The sequence below is a fragment of the Arthrobacter sp. NPDC080086 genome, assembly GCF_040702285.1.
Genome location: NZ_JBFBKP010000013.1, coordinates 1 through 19931 on the forward strand (window position 1 = coordinate 1; position 19931 = coordinate 19931).

Genomic DNA, 19931 nt, shown 5'->3' on the forward strand with positions numbered 1-19931 from the left:
CCGGCTTCCGACTCATTCACCTGGCACACCGGGTAAACCGCCTTCTAATTCGCGCCATCTGACCCAACCGCGGGGGGGCGCCCCGGTCATCAGACCGGACCGCCCGCCGTCGTGGTTCGGGGCCGTAAGAGCTAGAGCTCGACGGTGCCGCTCTCGCCCACGCTCATCCGGCTGTTGGTGACCTTGGATTTGACCCACTGCAGCACGGTGGCCGCGGTGCCGCCCGGGCTGGTCCAGTACTCGGCGGAGTCCGAGTCGACCCGCAGCAGGACCACGCCGGGGGTTTCCGGGCCGTCCGGGAACCAGGCCTCGACGGCCTGGTTCCAGCGGTCGCGGATCGCCTGGCGGTCGGTGACGATCTCCGCGGTCCCGGCCACGGAAACCCACTCGGTGCCCTTGCCGAAGGAGACGTTCACGGCGGGGTTGGCCTTCACGTGGGCCACCTGGGAGGTGTCCTGCGACGTGAAGAACCACATGTCGCCGTCGTTCTCCACGTCCTGGACCGCCAGCGGACGGCTGACCAGGGCGTTCTTTTCGTTGATGGTGGTGAACATTCCAATCCGGGAATGGTTGATGATGTCCGTCACCTTGCTGATGTCCTGCGCGTCCGACATGTGCTCACCTCGTCTTGAGAAGTCCGGAGGGAAGTCCTCCTGCCGCCAGCCTATTGATAAGGGTGCTTAGTTTTCAAGCTGCCGTCCGCGGGAGAGTACCTGGCCGCGGAAGAACTCCGGCCGCAGCCTGGCCATCACCAGCATCAGGACCACGCCCAGCAGGATCACGCCCATTCCCAGGATGAACACCAGGCCCAGGCCGCCGATCGAGGAGCCGGAGCCGTACTCGGGGTCCATCGAGTCGTAGGCGGTCTTGACGAACATGACCAGCAGGATCACGCCGCCCAGCAGGGGTGCCAGGAACTTGAAAAAGAACGAGTGCGCACCGCGGAACGCCTGGGCGCGGAAGAACCAGACGCAGGCCAGGGCGGTGATGCCGTAGTAGAAGCAGATCATCATGCCCAGCGCGGTGATGGTGTCCCAGAGGGCGTTCTCGGACAGGGTGCGGGTGATGACGTAGAAGCCGGCGGCCGCGGCCGCGGAGGCGATCGTGGCGAAGCTCGGGGACTTGTAGCTGGGGCTGATGGTGCCGAACTTTGCCGGCAGCGCCCGGTAGTGGCCCATCGAGAGCAGCGTGCGGGCCGGCGAGACGAAGGTGGACTGCAGGGAGGCCGCGGAGCTGCTGAGGATGGCCAGGGACATCAGGATCGCGAAGGGGCCCATGACCGGTCCGGCGAGGATCGCGAAGATGCTGCCCTGGTTCTCGGGGTTGCCGGCACCCAGGCCTTCCTCGCCGACGCCGGCGAACGCCAGGGTGGCCAGTGCGACCGTCATGTAGATGATCACGATCACCAGGACGGTGACGGTGGCGGCGCGGCCCGGCGTCTTCTCCGGGTTGCGGGTTTCCTCGTTCATCGTCAGGGTGACGTCCCAGCCCCAGTAAATGAAGATCGAGAGTGAGACGCCGGCGGCGAAGGCGGAGAAGGATTCGACGGCGAACGGGTTGAACCAGTCCGGGGCGATCGCGGTGGCGTCGAAGGCGGTGCCGTTGGCCACGTGGCTGAACGCCGCAATGGCGAACCAGCCCAGCACCAGCAGCTGGAAGCCCACCAGGACGTACTGCACGGTCTTGGTGGTTTCCATGCCGCGGTAGGAGATCCAGCAGGCAAGGGCGATGAAGACCAGGGTGGTGGCGATGTTCAGCGGCAGCACCTTGGTCAGGTCGCCCAGTTCGGGGTTGTTGAAGATCTGGGCGAGCATCAGATAGAAGAAGTCGACGGCGACGGCGGCCAGGTTGGAAAGCACGATGATGGTGGCCGCGATCAGGCCCCAGCCGCCCATCCAGCCGATCCAAGGTCCGAACGCCCGGGAGGCCCAGGTGAAGGAGGTGCCGGCGTCGGGCATGGCGTTGTTCAGCTCGCGGTAGCCCAGGGCCACCAGCAGCATGGGGATGAAGCCGACCAGGAAGATCGCCGGCAGGTGGACGCCCACCTCGGAGACGGTGGGGCCGAGCGCGGCGGTGAGGGTGTAGGCGGGGGCGATGCAGGAAACGCCGATGACCACGGCCCCGATCAGGCCCACCGAGCCGGCCTTCAGGCCCTTCTCGCTCAGACCGTGCTGCTGCACGGTGCCGGCGGCGCCGGACGTCGCGTGTTTGATGCTCATGCTTGTGCCTCTCGGGATGGGTCATTCGACGGTGAATGGGACGGGCTCTTGAGCTCGTAGTCGCTGGGGACCACGATCATGGGAACCGGCAGGGCGCGCAGGATCCGGTTGGCGGTGCTGCCCAGGAAGATGGAGCGGTGCCGGGCCAGCCGGCTGGAGCCGATCAGCAGGATTTCGCCGTCCTCCCAGTCGAGCCGGTCCACGGCCTCCTCGACGCTGCGGCCCTGGGCCACGACGACGTCGGAGGGGTGGGCGGCCGCGGCGGGCCCGCCGTCGGCGCCTGGGCTGCCGGACTCCCCCGCAGTGCCGGCGGACGGCAGGGCGGCGGCGAGGTGCCGGGCGGCGTACGCTCGGGCGGCTTCCGCGGCCTCGGCCGAGTCGCCCTCGTCGAGGGTGAGCAGCGAGACGACGCGCAGCGGGACGTGCCGGTTGGTGGCCATCGACACCGCGTAATCCAGCAGTTCCTCGGCGCCGGGCCGGTCGCCCAGCCCGCAGCTGACCCGGGTCAGCGCTTCGCGCCGGTGGTAGCCGTGCGGCGCCAGGGCCACCGGTACGGTGGCGGCGTGCAGCAGGGCGCCGGCCACGGAGCCCACGGTGAACCGCTTAAACAGCCCGTTGCTGGTGGCGCCGATGACCAGCATGTCGGCGCCGAACTCGTCGCAGGCATCGATCAGGGTCTGGGCGTCCGATTCTCCGCTGCGGATATGCGCCGAGGCGGGCACGTCCGCGGGGATCAGCCGCAGCCCCTCGTCGAGCCATTCCTGCGCCTGTTGGTGCAGGTAGTTGTCGTAGCCGGCGGCGGGGGCGTGCGCGGCGTTGAACGGCGCGGCCTCCGGAATGGCGACGACGAGGTCCAGGGCGGCGCCGCGGCCGCGGGCCAGGGAGACGGCCAGGTTGACGGCGTCGCGGCCTCTGGCGTTCGCGGAATATCCCACTACATATCGCATACTGACCGACCTCTCTGGTTGGGTGCTGGACTGGGTCACAAGCTGGGTCACGGGGTGGCGCGCCGGATCAGCGGCCGGCCGGGAGCCGGTCGGCGGCGGCGACGATGCGGGCTGCCACCTGGCGGCCCATCCGGATGGCGCCGTCGACGTGCTGGTATCCCTCGGCCGCGAGGTCGGAGGAGGCCCAGTGGATGGGACCGACGGGGGCGTGCTGGTCCTTGCCGTAGCGGTGCAGGCCGCCCAAGTCGTAGCTGGCGGCATAGGCTCCGCGGGTCCACTCTTCCGAGCCCCAGTCGGATTCGTAGTAGACCTCCGGCTCCAGCGCCTTCGGGCCCAGGAACCCGGCGATCGATTCGAGGATGGCGCGGCGGCGGTCCTCGGCGCTGAGTTCGAACATGGCGTCCGCCTTCTCGTCCGAGACGAAGCCCACCAGGGTCCCGCGGGGGTCCTCGTGGTTGGTGTTGTCGTAGACCTCCTGGACCAGGGCGTCGGCGCCGAAGCAGGTGCCGGAGAGGCCCTCCTCGCGCCAGAACGGCGAGCTGTAGACGGCGTGGACCTTGATGACCAGGCCCAGGGACTGGTGCTGGTGCATCTGGTGCTGGCGGCGCGGCAGCGGGGGGTTGTAGGAGACGCGGGAGTACAGGTTCGGCGGGACGGCCATGATGACGTAGCGCGCGGTGACGGTGGCACGGTCGGAAACCACGGTGGCGGTGTCGTCCGCCCAGGTGATGCTGCGCACAGGGCTGGAGAGGACGACGTCGTCGCCCAGTTCCGCCGCCTGGAGCACGGAGACCTGCTGCATGCCGCCCACCACGCGCTTGTCCAGGATGAAGTCCTCGTCGGTGAGGTGGGTGAAGGAGCCGGCCGACGCTGCCATCAGCACGGCCTGCAGGGCGGAGAACGCGTGTGCCGGCTTGGTGAGCATGCCGCCGGCGATGAAGAGGCCGATGTTGTTGCAGGCTTCCTCGTCGGTGGAGTTCTGGCGGAGCCAGTGGTGGAAGGAGATGGTGTCCAGCTCGCGGGCCTTGGGGTGGGCCCACGGCTCGGTGGGGCCGATCTCGGCGGCGAGGGTGTCCAGCAGGTCGGTCAGCTTGGCCATCTCGGCCGCCGTCGTCTCGCTGACCGGGAAGGTTTCCCCGGTGTAGAGGGTGCGCTTGCCGTCGGCTCCGAGGTAGACGGCCTGGCCGTCGCGGTAGCGGTCGTAGGTTTCGAGCCCGAGTTCGTCCAGCAGTTCCAGGAGGGCGGTCTGGTCCGGGGAGACCCACTGGCCGCCGATTTCCAGCATGGCGCCGTCGATGGTGTTGGTCCAGGTCCGGCCGCCCACGCGGTCGCGGGCCTCCAGCACGGCCACGCTCAGCCCGGCCTTCCGCAGTTCGCGGGCCGCGGTCAGGCCCGCGGGGCCCGCTCCTACGATGGCGACGTCGCGGTCAAATTCCAGCATGATGTCCTCTCCGGGTCCGCTGAGTGATGCGGACCACTAAATGAATGCCATTCATTTAGTGACGACTATAACGCCGGAGGGGCGCGGAGGGAAGACCTCGGCGCAAGGTTGCCGTCGGTGGAATAATCCAGAGGACACCCGCCGGGAGCCTCCCGGATCCGCAGGAAGAGAAGGGCAGGGCATGCCGGCAGCCAGCAACGCCACCACGGAACCGCACCGCCCGGCGGTCTCGCGCCGCCGCGTCGGCCGCCCCGCCGCCGCGGTCCTGGACCAGGACGGCATCACCGCCGCGGCCCTGCAACTGGTGCGCAAGAGCGGCTACGACGGGTTCACCATGGCCGCCCTCGCGAAGACGCTGAACGTGGCGCCGTCGGCCCTGTACAACCACGTCGCCTCCAAGCGCGAGGTGCTGGTGCTGGTGCAGGACCACCTGACCTCGTTCGTCGACGTCTCGGCGTTCGAGACCCTGCCGTGGGAGCAGGCCGTACGGGAGTGGGCCTGGAGCTACCGGGACGTGTTCTCCCGCCACACGCCGCTGATTCCGGTCATTGCCGTGCTGCCGGTGGCGGACGCGCCGAAGACCCTGGCCATGTACGAGGCGGTCAGCGCCGGTTTCCGCCGCGCGGGCTTCCCGCAGGACCGGATTGTCGCGGCCATCGTGGCGCTGGAGTCCTTTATCTTCGGTTCGGCTTACGACGTCACGGCGCCGGCGGACATCTTCGACGCCGGCAGCCTGGCCGCGTCGACGCCGAACTTCACGGCCGCCGTCGCCAGCCTCGGCACGGAAGGCTACGCCAACCAGGCGGACACCGCCTTCAGCCTGGGCCTTGAGGCGCTGATCGCGGGCTTCGGCGCCCTGAGGTCCTAGGCGCAGCCTTCCGGGCGGGCTACTTGGCGTCGAGGAAAACCGGGTTGGTCAGCGCCGCCATGGGACCGAGCTGGAGCGTGGTGCCCATCGCCGTCCCGTTGCTGGCCGTCCCGTCGGGCAGCGGGTGCCGGACCTCCACCCGGATGTATGCCGCGAGCTGCGGCGTCGTCAGCCAGGTGCAGGTGCCCATCCCGGAGGCGGGCAGGGCGAACTGCTGGGTCTGGCCCTCGTCGGTGATGAACCGGACCACGCCGTTGGCGACGCCGGAGACCTTGGCCGTGACGGTGACCCGCGCGTCCGGTGCCGCCGCGATCCGCTCGCCCACGCCGGCGGTGCGGCCGCCGACGGCGACGCCGAAGTCAACGGTGATGTCCGCGGACTCGGCGATCCAGCTGCGCCCGTTGCGGATGCCTTCCAGCACGCCGTCCCGGGACAGCGCCTTCGCGTAGACCACATTGTGCGGGAAGCCGATCACCTGCGGTGCGCTGTGGGCGTCGCTGTTGCCCATGGCGGGCAGCCAGCGGCCGCCGGTGCGGGCCGACTGGGCCAGCATCGAGTCCCAGGTGTTGATGGCGTACTCGTCATCGGCGGTCCACGGGCCGGTCCAGACCTCCACGGCGTCGGCGTCGTCGTAGCCGAACTTCCAGCGGCAGGCCACGTAGGGGCAGTAGGGGTGGGCGGGGACCACCAGGCCGCCGGAGGCGTGGATGTGCTGCGCCTCCTGCTCGAAGCCCTTGTCCCGGGCGCGGTAGCGCCAGTCGATCCAGTCGCCCGGTTCCAGCCCCAGCGCCAGGTAGTGGCCGTTGCGGGTGGTGACCTCCTCACCGGTGAGGATCAGGAGGTCGTTGCCGGCCAGCGGGCCCCAGGCGCCGTGTGAGGCCGGGGTGTTGTGGTCGGTGCTGATCATGAAGTCCAGGCGGCCGGCACGGGCACCCGCGGCGACTTCCCCGGGAGTCCGCTTGCCGTCGGAGTAGACGGTGTGGAGATGCGCGTCGCCGCGGTACCAGCCCGGCCCCTTGCCGGCCACCTGCTGCGGCGGATATTGCGGACGGTAGGGTGCGGCGTCCGGGCCGAAGTCCAGGGTGACAGTGACGGTGTAGTCCATGCCCTGTTCGGCCACCTGGTAGGGGCCGAGCGCGATGTTCCAGGTGCCCTTTCCCACGGGGCCGGGCAGGTAGCCGGGGGTGGCCTCGGCGGCGCTGATGAAGAATTCGGTCCGGAATCCGCCGGACCAGCCACGGAATCCCTTGCCGGAGAGCGCGGTGCCCTTCTCGTCGAAGACGCCGATGTCGCAGGCGTTGTTCAGCAGGCCGGCGGCGACGGAGGGCTTGCTGTAGCTGTAGCTGACGCTGATCTTGTTGACCCCGGCGGGGACCTCGACCGGCAGGTAGACGAAGTCGGCGGCACCGGGATCGAGGTGGCCAGTGAGGGTTTTGGTGGTGGCGCTGCCGTCGGCGGCGGCCGCGAAGTTCATGGGGGCCAGCGTCAGGGCCGCGCCGGTCATGGCGGCGGCGAGGAAGCCTCTGCGGCTGGGAGAAAGAGCGGGGGTGATGGCCTCGTGGGCCTTGCATGGTGAAGTCACGCGGACCATGCTCACGGCGGCAGCTGAACTCCCGGGGGGCACGGGTTGGCCGGGATGTGAACGTCCGCTGGGAATACCGCCGTCGGGTGTCCGGGGCAGTAGCGGAGCTGGCCGCACCTGCGCCTCGGCAAGCGCATTTTTCCATTCACATAGTCTGACTTCGAAGAGTCTCTGACTTCAGCACGTCGCGCCACCTCTATTGCCGCCGGATCGGAACAGAACCTTTGCCCACAAGAAGGACGAACTGGCCAACGGAAAGAAGCTAGTCCTGTGGCCCCGGGCGCCCATGGAGCGACCGCGATCGCCCCCAGCTCGACGTCGTGATCCTGGCCAAGGAGAGGGCGATAGTGCCTCCGGGGCTCCGGGGTCCTTCGTCTGATTCCGGGCCTTCGGACCCTGTCCGGGAAACCTATGCGGGGGTAATTTCACCCCGTTGGGGGACGCTGTTTTTCTTTTGGTGCTCCGCCATCAACATTTCGCGGACAGAAAGCAAACCATGAAGAAGAACCCGGCGCTCACAGCGCTCATCGTCGTCCCCCTCCTCCTCGCCGGCTGCGGCGGATCCACTACCGCATCCTCGGCCCCCAGCCCCAACGGTTCCACTAACGCAGCCCCCGCGGCCGCCGCAGCACCCGCCGATGCCAAGGCCGCCGAGCCGACCGTCGGCACACCGTTCACCGCGGACATGGGCAATGGCAACGTCGCCAAGATCACCATTCTCTCGGCCAAGTTCGTTGATTCGATCAGCACCAACCAGTTCGCCCCGAAGTCCAAGAACGGTAAGTTCCTGCAGCTGGACGTCCTCTGGGAGACCGAGAAGGGCACGACGAGCTCCAATCCGATGTATTTCGACGCCAAAGACGCAGACGGCCGCAAGGCTGACATCGCGATATTCGGCGACGGCATCATCGGCTCCAGTCCAGTTGCCGTCGGCGACAAGAACCGGGGTTTCGTGAATTTCGATGTGGCCCCAGGCCCGATCAAGGTCACCGTCACCAACCCAATCCTCCAGCCAGTCGCGTCCCTGACCGTCTCTCCGTAGGAGTCACGCCCGAGCCGCTACGCGTGGGTAGAGACAAAAAGAACCCCGGTCCTAAGACCGGGGTTCTTTTATGCGTGCGCGAGGGGGGATTTGAACCCCCACGCCCTTTCGGACACTGGCACCTGAAGCCAGCGCGTCTGCCGTTCCGCCACTCGCGCGCAACTTCTTCCGCTCGGCAGTAGTCCGTTTCCGGAACCTCCGCCTCGTGAAAGCAGCGAGATCAAGCATAACGGACACCTGCGGGAAAACACTAATCGGCCGTTTCAGCCCCTCCTGGAGGCGTCCCAAGGGGCCATTTTCGACCGCCGCACACCCGCTTTCCTGGCCCGCGGCCGGGCGGCTGCCCGCCCCGTCCGGCCGCCGTCACACTGCCGCCCTCCCGGGCGTCCGCCCACGTCAGCGCCGGTGGCGACCCTGGGAATAACAGCCCCGACGGCGGGCCGCATTAAGGCCATTCCCAGCCATGGACAGTAGTATCTGATGTAGGAGTGCCCGATCCCGGTGGACTCCCGCGTTAGTTGGAAACCGAGTTCCGGAACAAAACGCTGCCCCGCAGCTGTCAGGAAAGGAGAGGGACCATGGGCTTGCTAGACAAGGTCGAGCGCGGCATTGAAAAGGCCGTCCGCGGCGTCTTCTCCACCGGTTCCCGGGCGCGGGTAGAGCCGGTCGAGATCGCCAGCCACCTCCGCCGCGAGGTGGACGATAAGGCCATCACCATCGCCGCCGGCCGCACCCTGGCCCCCAACGTCTTCGATGTACTGCTAAGCGGAGACGATTTCGAACGGGCCCAGGAATGGGGAACCCCGCTGGCCGAAGAACTGTGCGACGTCGTCATCAACCACGTCCGCAGCCAGGGCTACACCCTGCAGGGTCCCGTGCGGATCAGCTTCCGCCACGACGGCGACCGCAAGGCAGGCGACTTCGACATCAGCTCCCGAACCGAAAAGTCCGGTGGGGCCCCGGCCGCCGGGCCCACGCCGATGCCGGTCACGCCGTCACGCCAGCCCGCGGCGAACCTGCAGCCGGTGCTCGACATCAACGGCCAGCGGTATTCGCTGAATGCGCCCTCGGTCGTCCTCGGCCGCTCCTCGGAGGCGGACATCCTGATCGATGACACGGGCGTCTCACGCCGGCACCTGGAAATCCGGACCGGCCACGGCACGGCCCAGGCCATCGACCTGGGTTCCACCAACGGCAGCTACGTCGACGGACACAAAGTAGTCGGCTCCGCGGAACTCTCCGACGGCGCCACCATCACCATGGGACGGACCAAGATCATCTTCCGCCTTCTGCCCCCCAGCCAGGGCGGCCGCCCGTGAGCGAACTGACCATCACGGCCCTGCGGTTTGGCTTCCTCATCCTGCTCTGGGTCCTCATCTTCAGCATTGTCTCGGCCATGCGGCGCGACCTGATGATCGGCCGGAAGGCCGCCGCCGGTGCCCCCACGGCCCGGCAGGTACGACGCAACCCCTCCCTGGCCGAGCCCGCACCGGCGCCGGTGAAGCAGCAGGCCCGCCAGCTCGTGGTGACGGAGGGTCCCCTCAAGGGCACCACCCTGCCGCTGGCGGCCAGCCCCATCCTGCTGGGCCGCGCGCAGGAAGCCACCCTGGTCCTCGAGGACGACTATGCCTCCGGCCGGCACGCCCGCCTGTTCCCGCAGGGCAGCCGCTGGTTCATCGAGGACCTCGGTTCCACCAACGGCACTTATCTCGCAGAGCAGCAGCTGACCCGGGCCCTCCCGGTGGAGCTGGGTGTCCCCGTGCGAATCGGCAAGACGGTCATTGAATTGAGGCCGTAGCCGTGGCTGCTACCCAAACCCCCGCGAACCAGGCATCTGCCCAGGAGCGGCCGCTCATCATGCGCTACGCCGCGCGCTCCGACGTCGGCCGCGTCCGCTCCAAGAACGACGACTCCGCCTACGTCGGCCGGCACCTCGCCGTCGTCGCGGACGGCATGGGCGGCCACGCCGGCGGTGACGTCGCCTCCGCCGCGACCGTGCTGGACATGATCCACCTGGACCGCGACGATTACGACACCGCGGCCGGCGAGGCGGACACCGTCCTGGCCGACGAGATCCAGACGGCCAACTCCCTGCTCTCCGAGCTGGTCCACATGAACCCGAAGCTCGCCGGCATGGGCACCACCGTGACCGCCCTCCTGCTGGCCGGCGGCAAGCTGCACTTCGCCCACATCGGCGACTCCCGTGCCTACCGGCTGCGTAACGGGGTCTTCGAGCAGGTCAGCGTGGACCACACCTTCGTGCAGCGGCTCATCGACGAGGGCCGCCTCCGCCCGGAGGAAGCCGAAACCCACCCGCACAAGAACGTCCTGATGCGCGTCCTGGGCGACGTGGACGCCAGCCCCGAACTCGACCTGGACATCCTCGACGTCCAGCCCGGGGAACGCTGGCTGCTCTGCTCGGACGGCCTGAACTACGTGGCTGGCCACGTAGTGGAACGGACCATCCGCGAGACGAAGAGCCTGCGCGAATGCGCCGAAACGCTGGTGGACCTCACCCTCGAGGCGGGTTCCCCGGACAACGTGACCGTGGTGGTGCTCGACATCGCCGAGCAGACCGGTGACGACGTCAACACCGCCGCAGTTGAGGTGGTGCTGCCCCGAGCCGTGTCCGCCACCGTGCAGCCCCCCGCCGAGACGACCGACGCCGGCAAGCCCTCCGCCAAGCCTGCTGCCGGCGCAGCCGCCGGTGCGTCAGCCACCGCGGAAACCGATGCGGCCGGCAGCACCTACGCGGCCAGCATGCCCGGTTCCAAAAACACCACCGGCGACGGGGTCAAGGACGGCGACGCCGGAAAGCCCGCGGACGAGCCGTCCCCGGCCACCGACCCCAACCTCGGCGAGCATCTCTCCGCCGAGGTGCTGCGCGAGGAACTGTCCAGCCGCCCGCACGAACTCGTCGGTGCCGCCGCCTCCGCCGCCGAGAGCGGATCCATTCCGTCGATCGCCGGCCGCACCGTGGCCCGACGCGCCGCAACCGTCCTTACCCACAAGGCCGATCCGGCCCGCGAGGAAACCGACGAGATCAAGCCGCCGGTCAAGCGCCGCCGCTGGCTGACCATCTCGATAGCCGCCGCCATCGCGATCGTGCTGGGGCTCGGACTGTGGCTGGGCTACGCCTGGACCCAGACCCGGTACTACATCGGGGAACACAACCAGCACGTGGCCATCTTCAACGGCGTCTCCCAGCAGCTGGGGCCGATTCCGCTCTCCACCCTGGAGACGGTCACCGACATCAAGATGTCCGACCTGCCCGAGTTCTCCCAGCAGCGCGTCCGCCAGACCGTCCCGGCCCGGGACCTGTACGACGCGCAGCGGATCGTGAAGAACCTGGAACGCACAGGCCTGACCTCCCCCGCCGATGAGTGCCTGACGCCCTCCCCCAGCCCCAGCCCCACCGGCACGGTCAGCCCCACCGGATCGGCCAGCCCCAGCGGGCAGGCGACCGCTTCGCCGTCCGGCTCCGCGGCCGCCCCGGCGCCGTCCGGCTCCGCCCGGCCCACCCCCACACCCAACTGCGAGGGATCAAAATGACCCCCATCGATCCCACGCCCAAGCCCCGTCGCAACGTCGAATTGGTCCTGCTGATCCTGGCTCTCCTGGTCGGCATCGGCGCCAACGCACTCGTGGGTGTGGACCGGCAAAAGGCCTTCGACACAGACTTCTGGTTCCAGTCCGGGCTGCTGACCGCCGCCGCCCTGGCCTTCCACCTGGTGCTGCGGTTCCGGGCCAAGTATGCCGATCCGGTAATACTTCCGCTGGTCATTGCCCTCAACGGCCTGGGCCTGGCCATGATCCACCGCCTCGACCGCGTCGGCGAGGACACCGGCAACAACCAGCTCCGGTGGACGCTGGTGGCCATGGCCGTCGCCATCGCCGTCGTATTCTTCCTCAAGGACCACCGCCTGCTGCGGCGGTTTACCTACATCTCACTCGCCGCGAGTGCGGTGCTGCTGGTCCTCCCCCTGGTCCCCGGCATCTCCGCCGGCGAGGTGCTCGGCGCCAGCGTCTGGATCAAGCTGGGCTCGATGACCTTCCAGCCCGGCGAGGTCGCCAAGATCACCCTCGCCATATTCTTCGCCGGGTATCTTTCCTCGAACCGGGACCTCATCCTGCTCGCCGGCCGCAAGGTCGGCCCCGTGCAGTTCCCCCGCATCAAGGACATGGGCCCGATGATCACGGCCTGGCTGGTCAGCATCGGCGTGCTGATCTTCCAGCGCGACCTGGGCACCTCCATCCTGTTCTTCGGCCTGTTCCTGGTGATGATCTACGTCGCCACCAGCCGGATCAGCTGGGTCATCATCGGCGTCGTCCTGATGGTGGCCGGCGGGTTCGCTGCCGCCAAGGTCTTCTCCCACGTGGCGCTCCGGATCGACGGCTGGTGGAACGCGTTCACGGAGGAGGTCTACGGCCGCGAGTTCGGCGGCAGCCGCCAGATTGTCGAGGGTCTCTTCGGCATGGCCAACGGCGGCCTCGTCGGCACCGGCCTGGGCCAGGGCCGGCCCAACCTGGTCCCCTTCGCCAACAGCGACATGATCGTCGCCTCCTTCGGTGAGGAACTGGGCCTGATCGGACTGTTCGCAATCGTGCTCATGTACCTGCTGCTCTTCACCCGCGGCTTCCGCGCCGCCCTGGGCACCCGGGACGCGTTCGGGAAGCTGCTGGCCACGGGCCTGTCCTTCGCCGTCGCGCTTCAGTGCTTCGTCGTCATCGGCGGCGTCACCCGGTTGATCCCGCTCACGGGCCTCACCACGCCGTTCCTGGCCGCCGGCGGTTCGTCGCTGCTGGCGAACTGGATCATCGTGGGGCTGCTGCTGATGATCTCGCACACCGCCCGCGGCCCGGTCGACACCACGCCGCTGCCGCCGGGCCAGGCTCCCGAGACCCGCGCCGACGCACCGGCCGTCCCGCCGAAGCCCGCGGCCGCCCCCGCGCCCCGGCCCGGCAAACCTTCCAGTCCAGACGCTCCGACCGAGGCGGTGACCTCCCTGTGAACCAGGCCATCCGAAACTCCTGGATCGCCGCGATCGCCATGTTCGCGCTGATCTTCGGGGCCCTGAGCTACGTGCAGGTGGTTGGCGCCGACGAACTGAAGGCCAACGCCTGGAACACCCGCACACTGATCCAGAACTACTGCAACGACCGGGGCGCCATCATCGTCGGCGGCACCCCGATCGCCCAGTCCGTGCCGGGCAGTGAAAGCTGCCAGTTCCAGCGCACCTACACGCAGCCGGAGCTCTACGCGGGCGTCACCGGCTACTTCTCCCGGAACTATGGCCTGACCGGCATGGAGCTGGCCATGAATGAGCAGCTCGCCGGCAGCTCGGACCAGCTGTTCCTGGACCGCGTCGGCCAGCTCTTCCTGGGCAACCAGCCCAAGGGCGCCTCGGTGGAGCTGACCCTGGATCCGAAGATCCAGAAACTCGCCTACGACCTGATTCCGGACGGCCAGCGCGGCTCGATCGTGGTGACCAACCCGAAGACCGGCGCCATCCTGGCGATGGTGTCCAAGCCGTCCTACAACCCGAACCTCGTGGCGACGCAGGACAGCGACGCCGAGGCCGCGAACATCACGGCGTTGAACAAGATCCCGGGCATCAACCTGAACCAGTCGGTCAGCGGCCCCACCGGCGCGCTGCTGGCACCCGGCTCGGTGTTCAAGATCATCGACACCGCCGCCGCCCTGGGCTCCGGGAAGTACAACAAGGACAGCGAACTGCCCAACCCGGCGGAGCTGCCGTTTCCCGGCATCCAGTACAAGTTGCCGAACTACGCCGGCGGCAACTGCTACACCAGGGATACGGCGTCCTTCGCGTTCGCCCTGCAGCAGTCCTGCAACACCCCCTTCGCCAAGATCGCACTCGACCTGGGCCAGAAGGCCATCGCGGACCAGGCGGCCAAGTTCGGCTTCGGCCAGGACTTCGGCGACCAGCTGAAGCTGGACTCGGCGAAGAGCTTCTTCCCGACCGAACCGCTGGACGACGCCGGCCTGGCGCAGTCCGCGATCGGCCAGCGCGACGTGCGGGCCACCCCGTTGCAGATCAACCTGATGACCTCGGCGATCGCCAACGGCGGCGTCGAAATGAAACCGAACCTGATCAAGACCCTCCGGGCCCCCGATCTGCGGATCATCAACGAACCGAAGCCGGAGTCACTGCGGACCTCCACGACGCCGGAGATCGCCCGGCAGATCAGCGAGTGGATGGCCAGCGTGGTCAGCGACGGCATCGCCAAGGGCGCGGCCGTTCCGGGCGTCCAGGTGGCCGGCAAGACCGGCACCGCGGAACTCGGCGACGGGAAGAACAACTCGTGGTTTACCGGGTTCGCCCCGGCCAATGACCCGCAAGTGGCTGTCACCATCGTCATGCAAGGCGTGGACATCACCACCGGAGCACAGCTAACCAGTCCTAATGCGAAGAAGATTTTTGAGGCGGTGTTGAACAAGTGAGGCCTTCATCGGGTATCACCCTCGGCGGCAGATTCCAGCTGACCACCCGGATTGCGATCGGCGGTATGGGCGAGGTCTGGAAGGCCAAGGATCTAATCCTCGGCCGGATCGTCGCGATCAAGGTCCTCAAGGAGGAATACACCGGCGACCCCGGTTTCCTGCAGCGGTTCCGGGCCGAGGCTCGGCACACCGCCCTGCTCAACCACGTCGGCATCGCCAACGTCTTCGACTACGGCGAGGAGGAGGGCTCGGCCTACCTGGTGATGGAACTGGTGCCCGGCCAGCCGCTGAGCAGCATCATCGAGCACGAGCAGGTGCTCTCGCCGGAGCGGACCCTGTCGATGATTTCGCAGACCGCGCGGGCGCTGTCGGTGGCCCACGCCCAGGGCCTGGTACACCGCGACATCAAGCCCGGAAACCTGCTGATCACGCCGGACGGCCGGGTCAAGGTCACGGACTTCGGCATCGCCCGCCTGGCGGACCAGGTTCCCCTCACCCAGACGGGCCAGGTGATGGGCACCGCCCAGTACCTGGCCCCGGAGCAGGCCACCGGGCAGACGGCCACCGGCGCCTCGGACATCTACTCCCTGGGCGTCATCGGTTACGAATGCCTGACCGGCCACCGGCCGTTCTCGGGCGAATCGCAGATCGCCATCGCCCTGGCCCAGGTCAACGACGCCCCGCCGCCGCTGCCGGACACCCTGCCGCGCCCGGTCCGGGCGCTGCTGATGTCCATGCTCGCCAAGGATCCAAAGAACCGCCCGGCCGACGCTATCAAGCTGGCCGAAGCAGCGGACGCAATCCGCAACGGTGACATCGCCGCCGCGCACGCAGCGGTCCCCGGCATGCTGCTCTTCGAGGACACCAACGGTCCCGTCACCGCTCCCACGAGCGTCCAGACCGCCGCTACCGGCGTGATCGGCGGGGACAACCGCACCTCGGCCCTGCCCGTCGTCGGGGCCGCCGGTGCCGGCGCCGCCGCGGGGCTGGCCGCCGGTGCCGCGGCCGCCAGCGGCTACGGCGCGCGCAATGCCCTGAACCGGGCCGACGCCCTGGCCGCCGAACGCAACTGGCTGCCGGAGGAGGACGAGGAGGACTACGACGGCTATGAGCCGGAGGAGGAGCCGAAGCGCCGCGGCCGCAGCCCGTGGACCTGGCCGCTGATCGCCCTGATCCTGCTGGTGCTCTTCGCCCTGGTCGGGATCGTGGTCTCGCAGGCCGGCAGCCTGTTCCCGTCCTCCACCGCCACGACGTCGAAGCCGGCGTCCACGACGGCGGCACCGACGTCGTCGACCCCCACGCCGACGCCGACCGTCAGCTCGGCGACGCCCACGGTGTCCACGCCGCCTGCCATCAACCTGGTGCCGGAGTCATATTTGGGACGGCAGTACAACGACGTGCGCAGCCAGCTGATCGGAATGGGGCTGCAGGTCAAGGGCAACCAGGTAGCGGATCCGTCCACGCCCGGCACCGTCACGGACATCAACCCCTCCGGACCGGTGCAGCGCGGTGACGTGATCACGGTGACGTACTCATCCGGTCCCCAGATGGTCGCGGTGCCCCAGTTCAAGCAGGGCGCCAGCGAAACGTCGGTGCAGCAGGCCATCGAGGCCGCCGGTCTGCGCTGGCAGAAGGGCGACCCACTGCCGGGCACCAAGAACCAGCAGGAGGGGACGTTTGTCAGCTCCGAGCCGGCGTCCGGAACCCAGGTCCAGGCCGGGTCGGTCGTGACCTACCACCTGGCTGCCGCCCCGGCGGCGCAGACCCCGTCCCCGAGCCCCACCCCCACCAAGTAGGCCGTTGTGACCACCTCACCCCGAACTCCTTCGCACCGGGAGGACAGCGGCACGGCGAGCACCCGGCGCGTCCTCAGCGGGCGCTATGAGCTGGGTGAGCTGATCGGCCGCGGCGGCATGGCGGACGTGTACCGGGGGCTCGACACCCGGCTGGGCCGGACCGTCGCAATCAAGCTGCTGCGGCCGGACCTGGCCCGCGACCCGCAGTTCCAGGCCCGGTTCAAACGCGAGGCGCAGGCCGTCGCGGCGCTGAACCATCCCTCGATCGTGGCCGTCTTCGACACCGGGGACCATCCCGTCCCCGGCGGCCACGACGATCAGGTCAGGGTCCCGTACATCGTGATGGAGTTCGTGGACGGCAGGACCATCCGCGACCTGATCCGCGCCAAGGACGTCACCATCGACCAGGCCGTCGACTTCGCGCTGGGCGTGCTGTCCGCGCTGGAGTACAGCCACCAGGCCGGTATTGTGCACCGGGACATCAAGCCGGCCAACGTCATGTACTGCCCGGACACTAACAGCGTCAAGGTGATGGACTTCGGCATCGCCCGTGCCATGGCTGATTCCTCGGCCACCATGACCCAGACGCAGGCCGTGGTGGGGACCGCCCAGTACCTGTCTCCCGAGCAGGCCCGCGGCGAGACGGTGGACGCCCGGAGTGACCTGTATTCGGCGGGCTGCCTGCTGTACGAGATGCTGACGGGACGGCCGCCGTTCGTTGGCGACAGCCCGGTGTCCGTCGCGTACCAGCACGTGCGGGAGATCGCGGAGCCGGCCAGCAGCCTCAACCCGGAGGTCTCTCCGGCCTTGGACAGCGTGCTGGCGAAGGCGCTGCAGAAGAACCGGGCAGACCGCTTCCAGGACGCGTCCGCGTTCCGTCAGGCGCTGCGCGCGGCACGCAACGGCGTCGGCGTCGCGGCCCTGCCCAGCAGCGAGGCACCCACCGACCCGACGAACACGGTCGAGTCCCCGGCCGACGTGCCCACGGCGGCGTTCGCCCTGACGGGCGCGAAATTCCTTGACGATGCCCCCACCGGGCGCCTGTCCCTGGACGGGCACGACGACGGCGGGGCTGCGGTCGGTGCCCTCGAGGTTCCCGACAGCGGCGGCATGCCGCTGGACCTGCCAGCCGAACGCGAGCCCAGCAGCCAGCAGAAGTCCCGCCGCCGGATGTGGATTGCGACGCTGATCATTTTCACCCTGCTGGTCCTGGCCGGTGGCGGACTGTGGTTGTACAACATGGTCAACCAGCAGCCGGCGCCGGTGGCGAAGGTCGACGTGCCGTCTGTGGCATCCCTTAGTGAATCCGAGGCGTTGCAGAAGCTCTACAACGTTGGTTTCAAGCCGCAGATCAGCCGCGTTCAGCACGAGACCATTCCCAAGGGAACCGCGGTGGGAACCGTGCCGTCGGCAGGCAGCAGCCTGGAGCGGAACTCGGACATCACGCTGAATATCTCCGAGGGACCCAGCGTCATCAAGATTCCCGCGGACCTGCCCGGCCGGACCGAGGCGGACGCCCGCGACGTGCTGCGGCGGACCGGACTGACGGGCGCGCCAAAGACCACGCTGAATAACAGCGCCACCGTTCCTGCCGGGATTGTCATCACCACCAACCCCGCGCCCGGCCAGAGCGTGGCGGTGGGAAGCACGGTCGAGATCGTCGTCTCCACCGGCAAGGTGGCGGTTCCCCAGCTCGTCGGCCTGCCGCGGGCCGAGGCGGAGGCCGCACTGAAGAATGCGGGCCTAAACGCCAATGTCACCGAGGTGGAGAACTCCCAGGTCGAACCGGGCAAGGTCACGGGCCAGAGCGACGCCGCGGACTCCACCGTGGAGCAAGGCAAGACCATCACCGTGACCGTGGCCAAGGCACCCGCGCCAACACCGACGCCCACGCCCACCCCGACGCCCACCAAAACGGGCAAGGACTCCGGCAACAACAGTTCCGGCGGGCTCCTCGGCGGCCTCTGACCGTGGGTTAGTGCCGGACCGTGCGGGTCAGTGCTTGATCAGCGGGCTCAGCACGGCAGCGCGCTCGGCGGCGCCGGCCATGCCGAGGGACTCAAGCCAGTTTCCCAGCATCAGGTAGCCGCCTTCGGTCAGGACCGATTCGGGGTGGAACTGGACACCGCAGAGCGGTGCGGAGCGGTGTTGCAGGCCCATGACGACGCCGGTGCCGGTCTCCGCGGTGATTTCCAGCTCTGCCGGGATACTCTCGCGAACCGCGGCCAGGGAGTGGTAGCGGGTGGCGGTAAACGGCGAGGGGAGCCCGGCGAAGACGCTGCCGCCTTGGTGTTCCACCAGCGAGGTCTTGCCGTGCATCAGCTCGGGGGCGTGGGTGACGGTCCCGCCGTAGGCCTCGGCCAGGGCCTGGTGGCCCAGGCAGACTCCGAGCATGGGCTTGCTGTGCTCCCCGCACCACTTGATCAGGTCGATGCAGACGCCGGCTTCGGCGGGGGCACCGGGGCCTGGGGAAATCAGCACGCCGTCGCGCGCCTCCGCCATCTCAATCGCCTCGGCGAGCGTGACGTCGTCGTTGCGGACCACCGTGGTCTCCGCGCCGAGCTCCTGAAGGTAGCCCACCAGGGTGTAGACGAAGCTGTCGTAGTTATCCACGACCAGGATCTTGGTTGCGCTCATGGGTGCCGTGCCGTGCCAATCGTTGAATCTGTGAATGGGCCGAATTGCGCCATCCACGGGAAAAGGTACTGAACCATCAATATCAGTACCCCGGCCAGCAGCACCAACGCTGTGACGATGCGCAGCCAGAGGGGGCCGGGGAGGTGGCGGAAAATCCAGGTGTACATGTCTCAGCTGCCCCCTCTGGTCCGCGCCACCTGGGCGGCGATCTCTGCGGGTGGTCCGGCGGACGCCGGCTGCCAGCCCTCCATGGTCGAATAGGCGACGAAACGCTCCTGAGAGCCGAACCGGGGATTGCAGCTGGTGAGGGTGAGGTACCGGTCCCGCGGGGCCACTCCGGGCTGGGAGGGCACCGGAAGCAGCACGTCCACGGCCGTGGGCAGGACAATCCGGCTGTTCCGGAACACGTAGGTGTAGTAGCCGTCGCGGGTCTGGATGTAGATCCGGTCGCCGGGGACCAGGCTGTCGATGGCGTCCAGCACGGCCCCGTGGGTCTGCCGGTGGCCGGCGAGGGCCACGTTGCCCACGCCGCCCGGCATAGCCGTCCCCTCGTAGTGGCCGAGGCCCAGGGAATCCAGCACCGCCGTCGTCGTTCCCTGCACCATAGGCCGGGTGTAGGTCTCACCAAAACGCGGGATATAGACGACGCCGATCGTGCTGCCGGGTGCAGGCTCCCCGGCGACCAGCGGCGGTCCGGGATCCGGCGCGGCAGCGGAGGCTGGCGGGGCCGCGGGCCCGTCGAGGGAACGGGCGAACTCGGCGACGGCGGCCTGCTGGCGGGAATCGGCGTCGACGTTGGTCCACCAGAGCTCCCACGCGACGAACAGGAGGAGCACCACACCGGCGGTGACCAGCAGTTCTCCGCCAATCAGCAGCACCCAACGGCCCGGGGAGCGGCGCCCTTGGTCCTTTGGCGTTGCGCGCGTGGCCGAC

The 19931-nt window shown here is 68.6% G+C and carries 16 protein-coding genes and 1 tRNA gene; 9 read left to right on the plus strand and 8 right to left on the minus strand.

Annotation, left to right across the window (positions count from 1 at the left end; translation table 11 throughout):
- Positions 1–131: 131 nt before the first annotated feature.
- The 4 genes from AB0305_RS07035 to AB0305_RS07050 all read right to left on the minus strand — a co-directional run bounded on the left by AB0305_RS07035 (position 132) and on the right by AB0305_RS07050 (position 4607).
- Positions 132–614: a pyridoxamine 5'-phosphate oxidase family protein gene (locus AB0305_RS07035; RefSeq protein ID WP_364138021.1), complete on the minus strand. Its 483-nt coding sequence runs from the start codon at positions 612–614 to the stop codon at positions 132–134.
- Positions 615–680: 66 nt separating this feature from the next.
- A complete protein-coding gene (locus tag AB0305_RS07040; RefSeq protein WP_364138023.1) occupies positions 681–2219 on the minus strand; it encodes an APC family permease in 1539 nt (512 codons plus the stop codon).
- Entirely contained in the window at positions 2216–3166 is a 951-nt protein-coding gene (locus AB0305_RS07045) for a universal stress protein (protein WP_364138025.1), read from the minus strand. Before AB0305_RS07045 ends, AB0305_RS07040 begins: the two co-directional genes overlap by 4 nt.
- 67 nt (positions 3167–3233) lie before the next feature.
- Positions 3234–4607 (minus strand): NAD(P)/FAD-dependent oxidoreductase, encoded by a 1374-nt coding sequence (locus AB0305_RS07050; protein ID WP_364138027.1) that lies wholly within the window; start codon positions 4605–4607, stop codon positions 3234–3236.
- A gap of 181 nt (positions 4608–4788) precedes the next feature.
- On the opposite strand from AB0305_RS07050, the gene AB0305_RS07055 reads away from it, so the two are divergent.
- The gene (locus AB0305_RS07055; RefSeq protein ID WP_290257084.1) at positions 4789–5475 is read left to right on the plus strand and encodes a TetR/AcrR family transcriptional regulator; all 687 of its coding nucleotides are present in this window, start codon (positions 4789–4791) and stop codon (positions 5473–5475) included.
- 19 nt (positions 5476–5494) lie between these two features.
- Here AB0305_RS07055 and AB0305_RS07060 read toward each other — a convergent pair whose 3' ends face one another.
- Positions 5495–7057 (minus strand): CehA/McbA family metallohydrolase, encoded by a 1563-nt coding sequence (locus AB0305_RS07060; protein ID WP_364138029.1) that lies wholly within the window; start codon positions 7055–7057, stop codon positions 5495–5497.
- A 496-nt stretch (positions 7058–7553) separates the two neighbouring features.
- Between AB0305_RS07060 and AB0305_RS07065 the strand changes: the two genes are divergently transcribed.
- Positions 7554–8099 (plus strand): hypothetical protein, encoded by a 546-nt coding sequence (locus AB0305_RS07065; RefSeq protein WP_364138031.1) that lies wholly within the window; start codon positions 7554–7556, stop codon positions 8097–8099.
- Between the two features lie 75 nt (positions 8100–8174).
- On the opposite strand, the gene AB0305_RS07070 is transcribed toward AB0305_RS07065, so the two are convergent.
- Positions 8175–8257: transfer RNA gene (locus AB0305_RS07070), tRNA-Leu, on the minus strand.
- A 420-nt stretch (positions 8258–8677) separates the two neighbouring features.
- On the opposite strand from AB0305_RS07070, the gene AB0305_RS07075 reads away from it, so the two are divergent.
- From AB0305_RS07075 to pknB, 7 genes are read left to right on the plus strand one after another with little or no spacing between them, the layout of a single operon-like run.
- Entirely contained in the window at positions 8678–9418 is a 741-nt protein-coding gene (locus AB0305_RS07075; RefSeq protein WP_364138033.1) for a DUF3662 and FHA domain-containing protein, read from the plus strand.
- Positions 9415–9897, plus strand: coding sequence for an FHA domain-containing protein (locus AB0305_RS07080; protein WP_290257087.1), 483 nt, complete (start codon positions 9415–9417; stop codon positions 9895–9897). Before AB0305_RS07075 ends, AB0305_RS07080 begins: the two co-directional genes overlap by 4 nt.
- A 59-nt stretch (positions 9898–9956) precedes the next feature.
- On the plus strand, positions 9957–11651 hold the full coding sequence (locus AB0305_RS07085) for a PP2C family serine/threonine-protein phosphatase (RefSeq protein ID WP_364138449.1): 1695 nt from the start codon (positions 9957–9959) through the stop codon (positions 11649–11651).
- Positions 11648–13111: an FtsW/RodA/SpoVE family cell cycle protein gene (locus AB0305_RS07090; protein WP_364138035.1), complete on the plus strand. Its 1464-nt coding sequence runs from the start codon at positions 11648–11650 to the stop codon at positions 13109–13111. The genes AB0305_RS07085 and AB0305_RS07090 overlap by 4 nt, the downstream gene beginning before the upstream one ends.
- Positions 13108–14565, plus strand: a complete 1458-nt coding sequence (locus tag AB0305_RS07095) for a penicillin-binding protein 2 (protein ID WP_364138037.1) — start codon at positions 13108–13110, stop codon at positions 14563–14565. The genes AB0305_RS07090 and AB0305_RS07095 overlap by 4 nt, the downstream gene beginning before the upstream one ends.
- Entirely contained in the window at positions 14562–16361 is a 1800-nt protein-coding gene (locus AB0305_RS07100; protein ID WP_364138039.1) for a protein kinase, read from the plus strand. The genes AB0305_RS07095 and AB0305_RS07100 overlap by 4 nt, the downstream gene beginning before the upstream one ends.
- A 6-nt stretch (positions 16362–16367) precedes the next feature.
- Positions 16368–18329: a Stk1 family PASTA domain-containing Ser/Thr kinase gene (gene pknB, locus AB0305_RS07105; RefSeq protein WP_364138041.1), complete on the plus strand. Its 1962-nt coding sequence runs from the start codon at positions 16368–16370 to the stop codon at positions 18327–18329.
- Positions 18330–18356: 27 nt separating this feature from the next.
- On the opposite strand, the gene AB0305_RS07110 is transcribed toward pknB, so the two are convergent.
- Together AB0305_RS07110 and AB0305_RS07115 are read right to left on the minus strand one after the other, a co-directional pair.
- Complete coding sequence (locus AB0305_RS07110) at positions 18357–18998, minus strand: aminodeoxychorismate/anthranilate synthase component II (RefSeq protein WP_364138043.1); 642 nt, start codon at positions 18996–18998, stop codon at positions 18357–18359.
- Between the two features lie 170 nt (positions 18999–19168).
- Positions 19169–19876 carry a class E sortase gene (locus AB0305_RS07115; RefSeq protein ID WP_364138046.1) on the minus strand — a complete coding sequence of 236 codons (708 nt, stop codon included), beginning with the start codon at positions 19874–19876 and terminating at the stop codon, positions 19169–19171.
- Between the last annotated feature and the right edge of the window lie 55 nt (positions 19877–19931).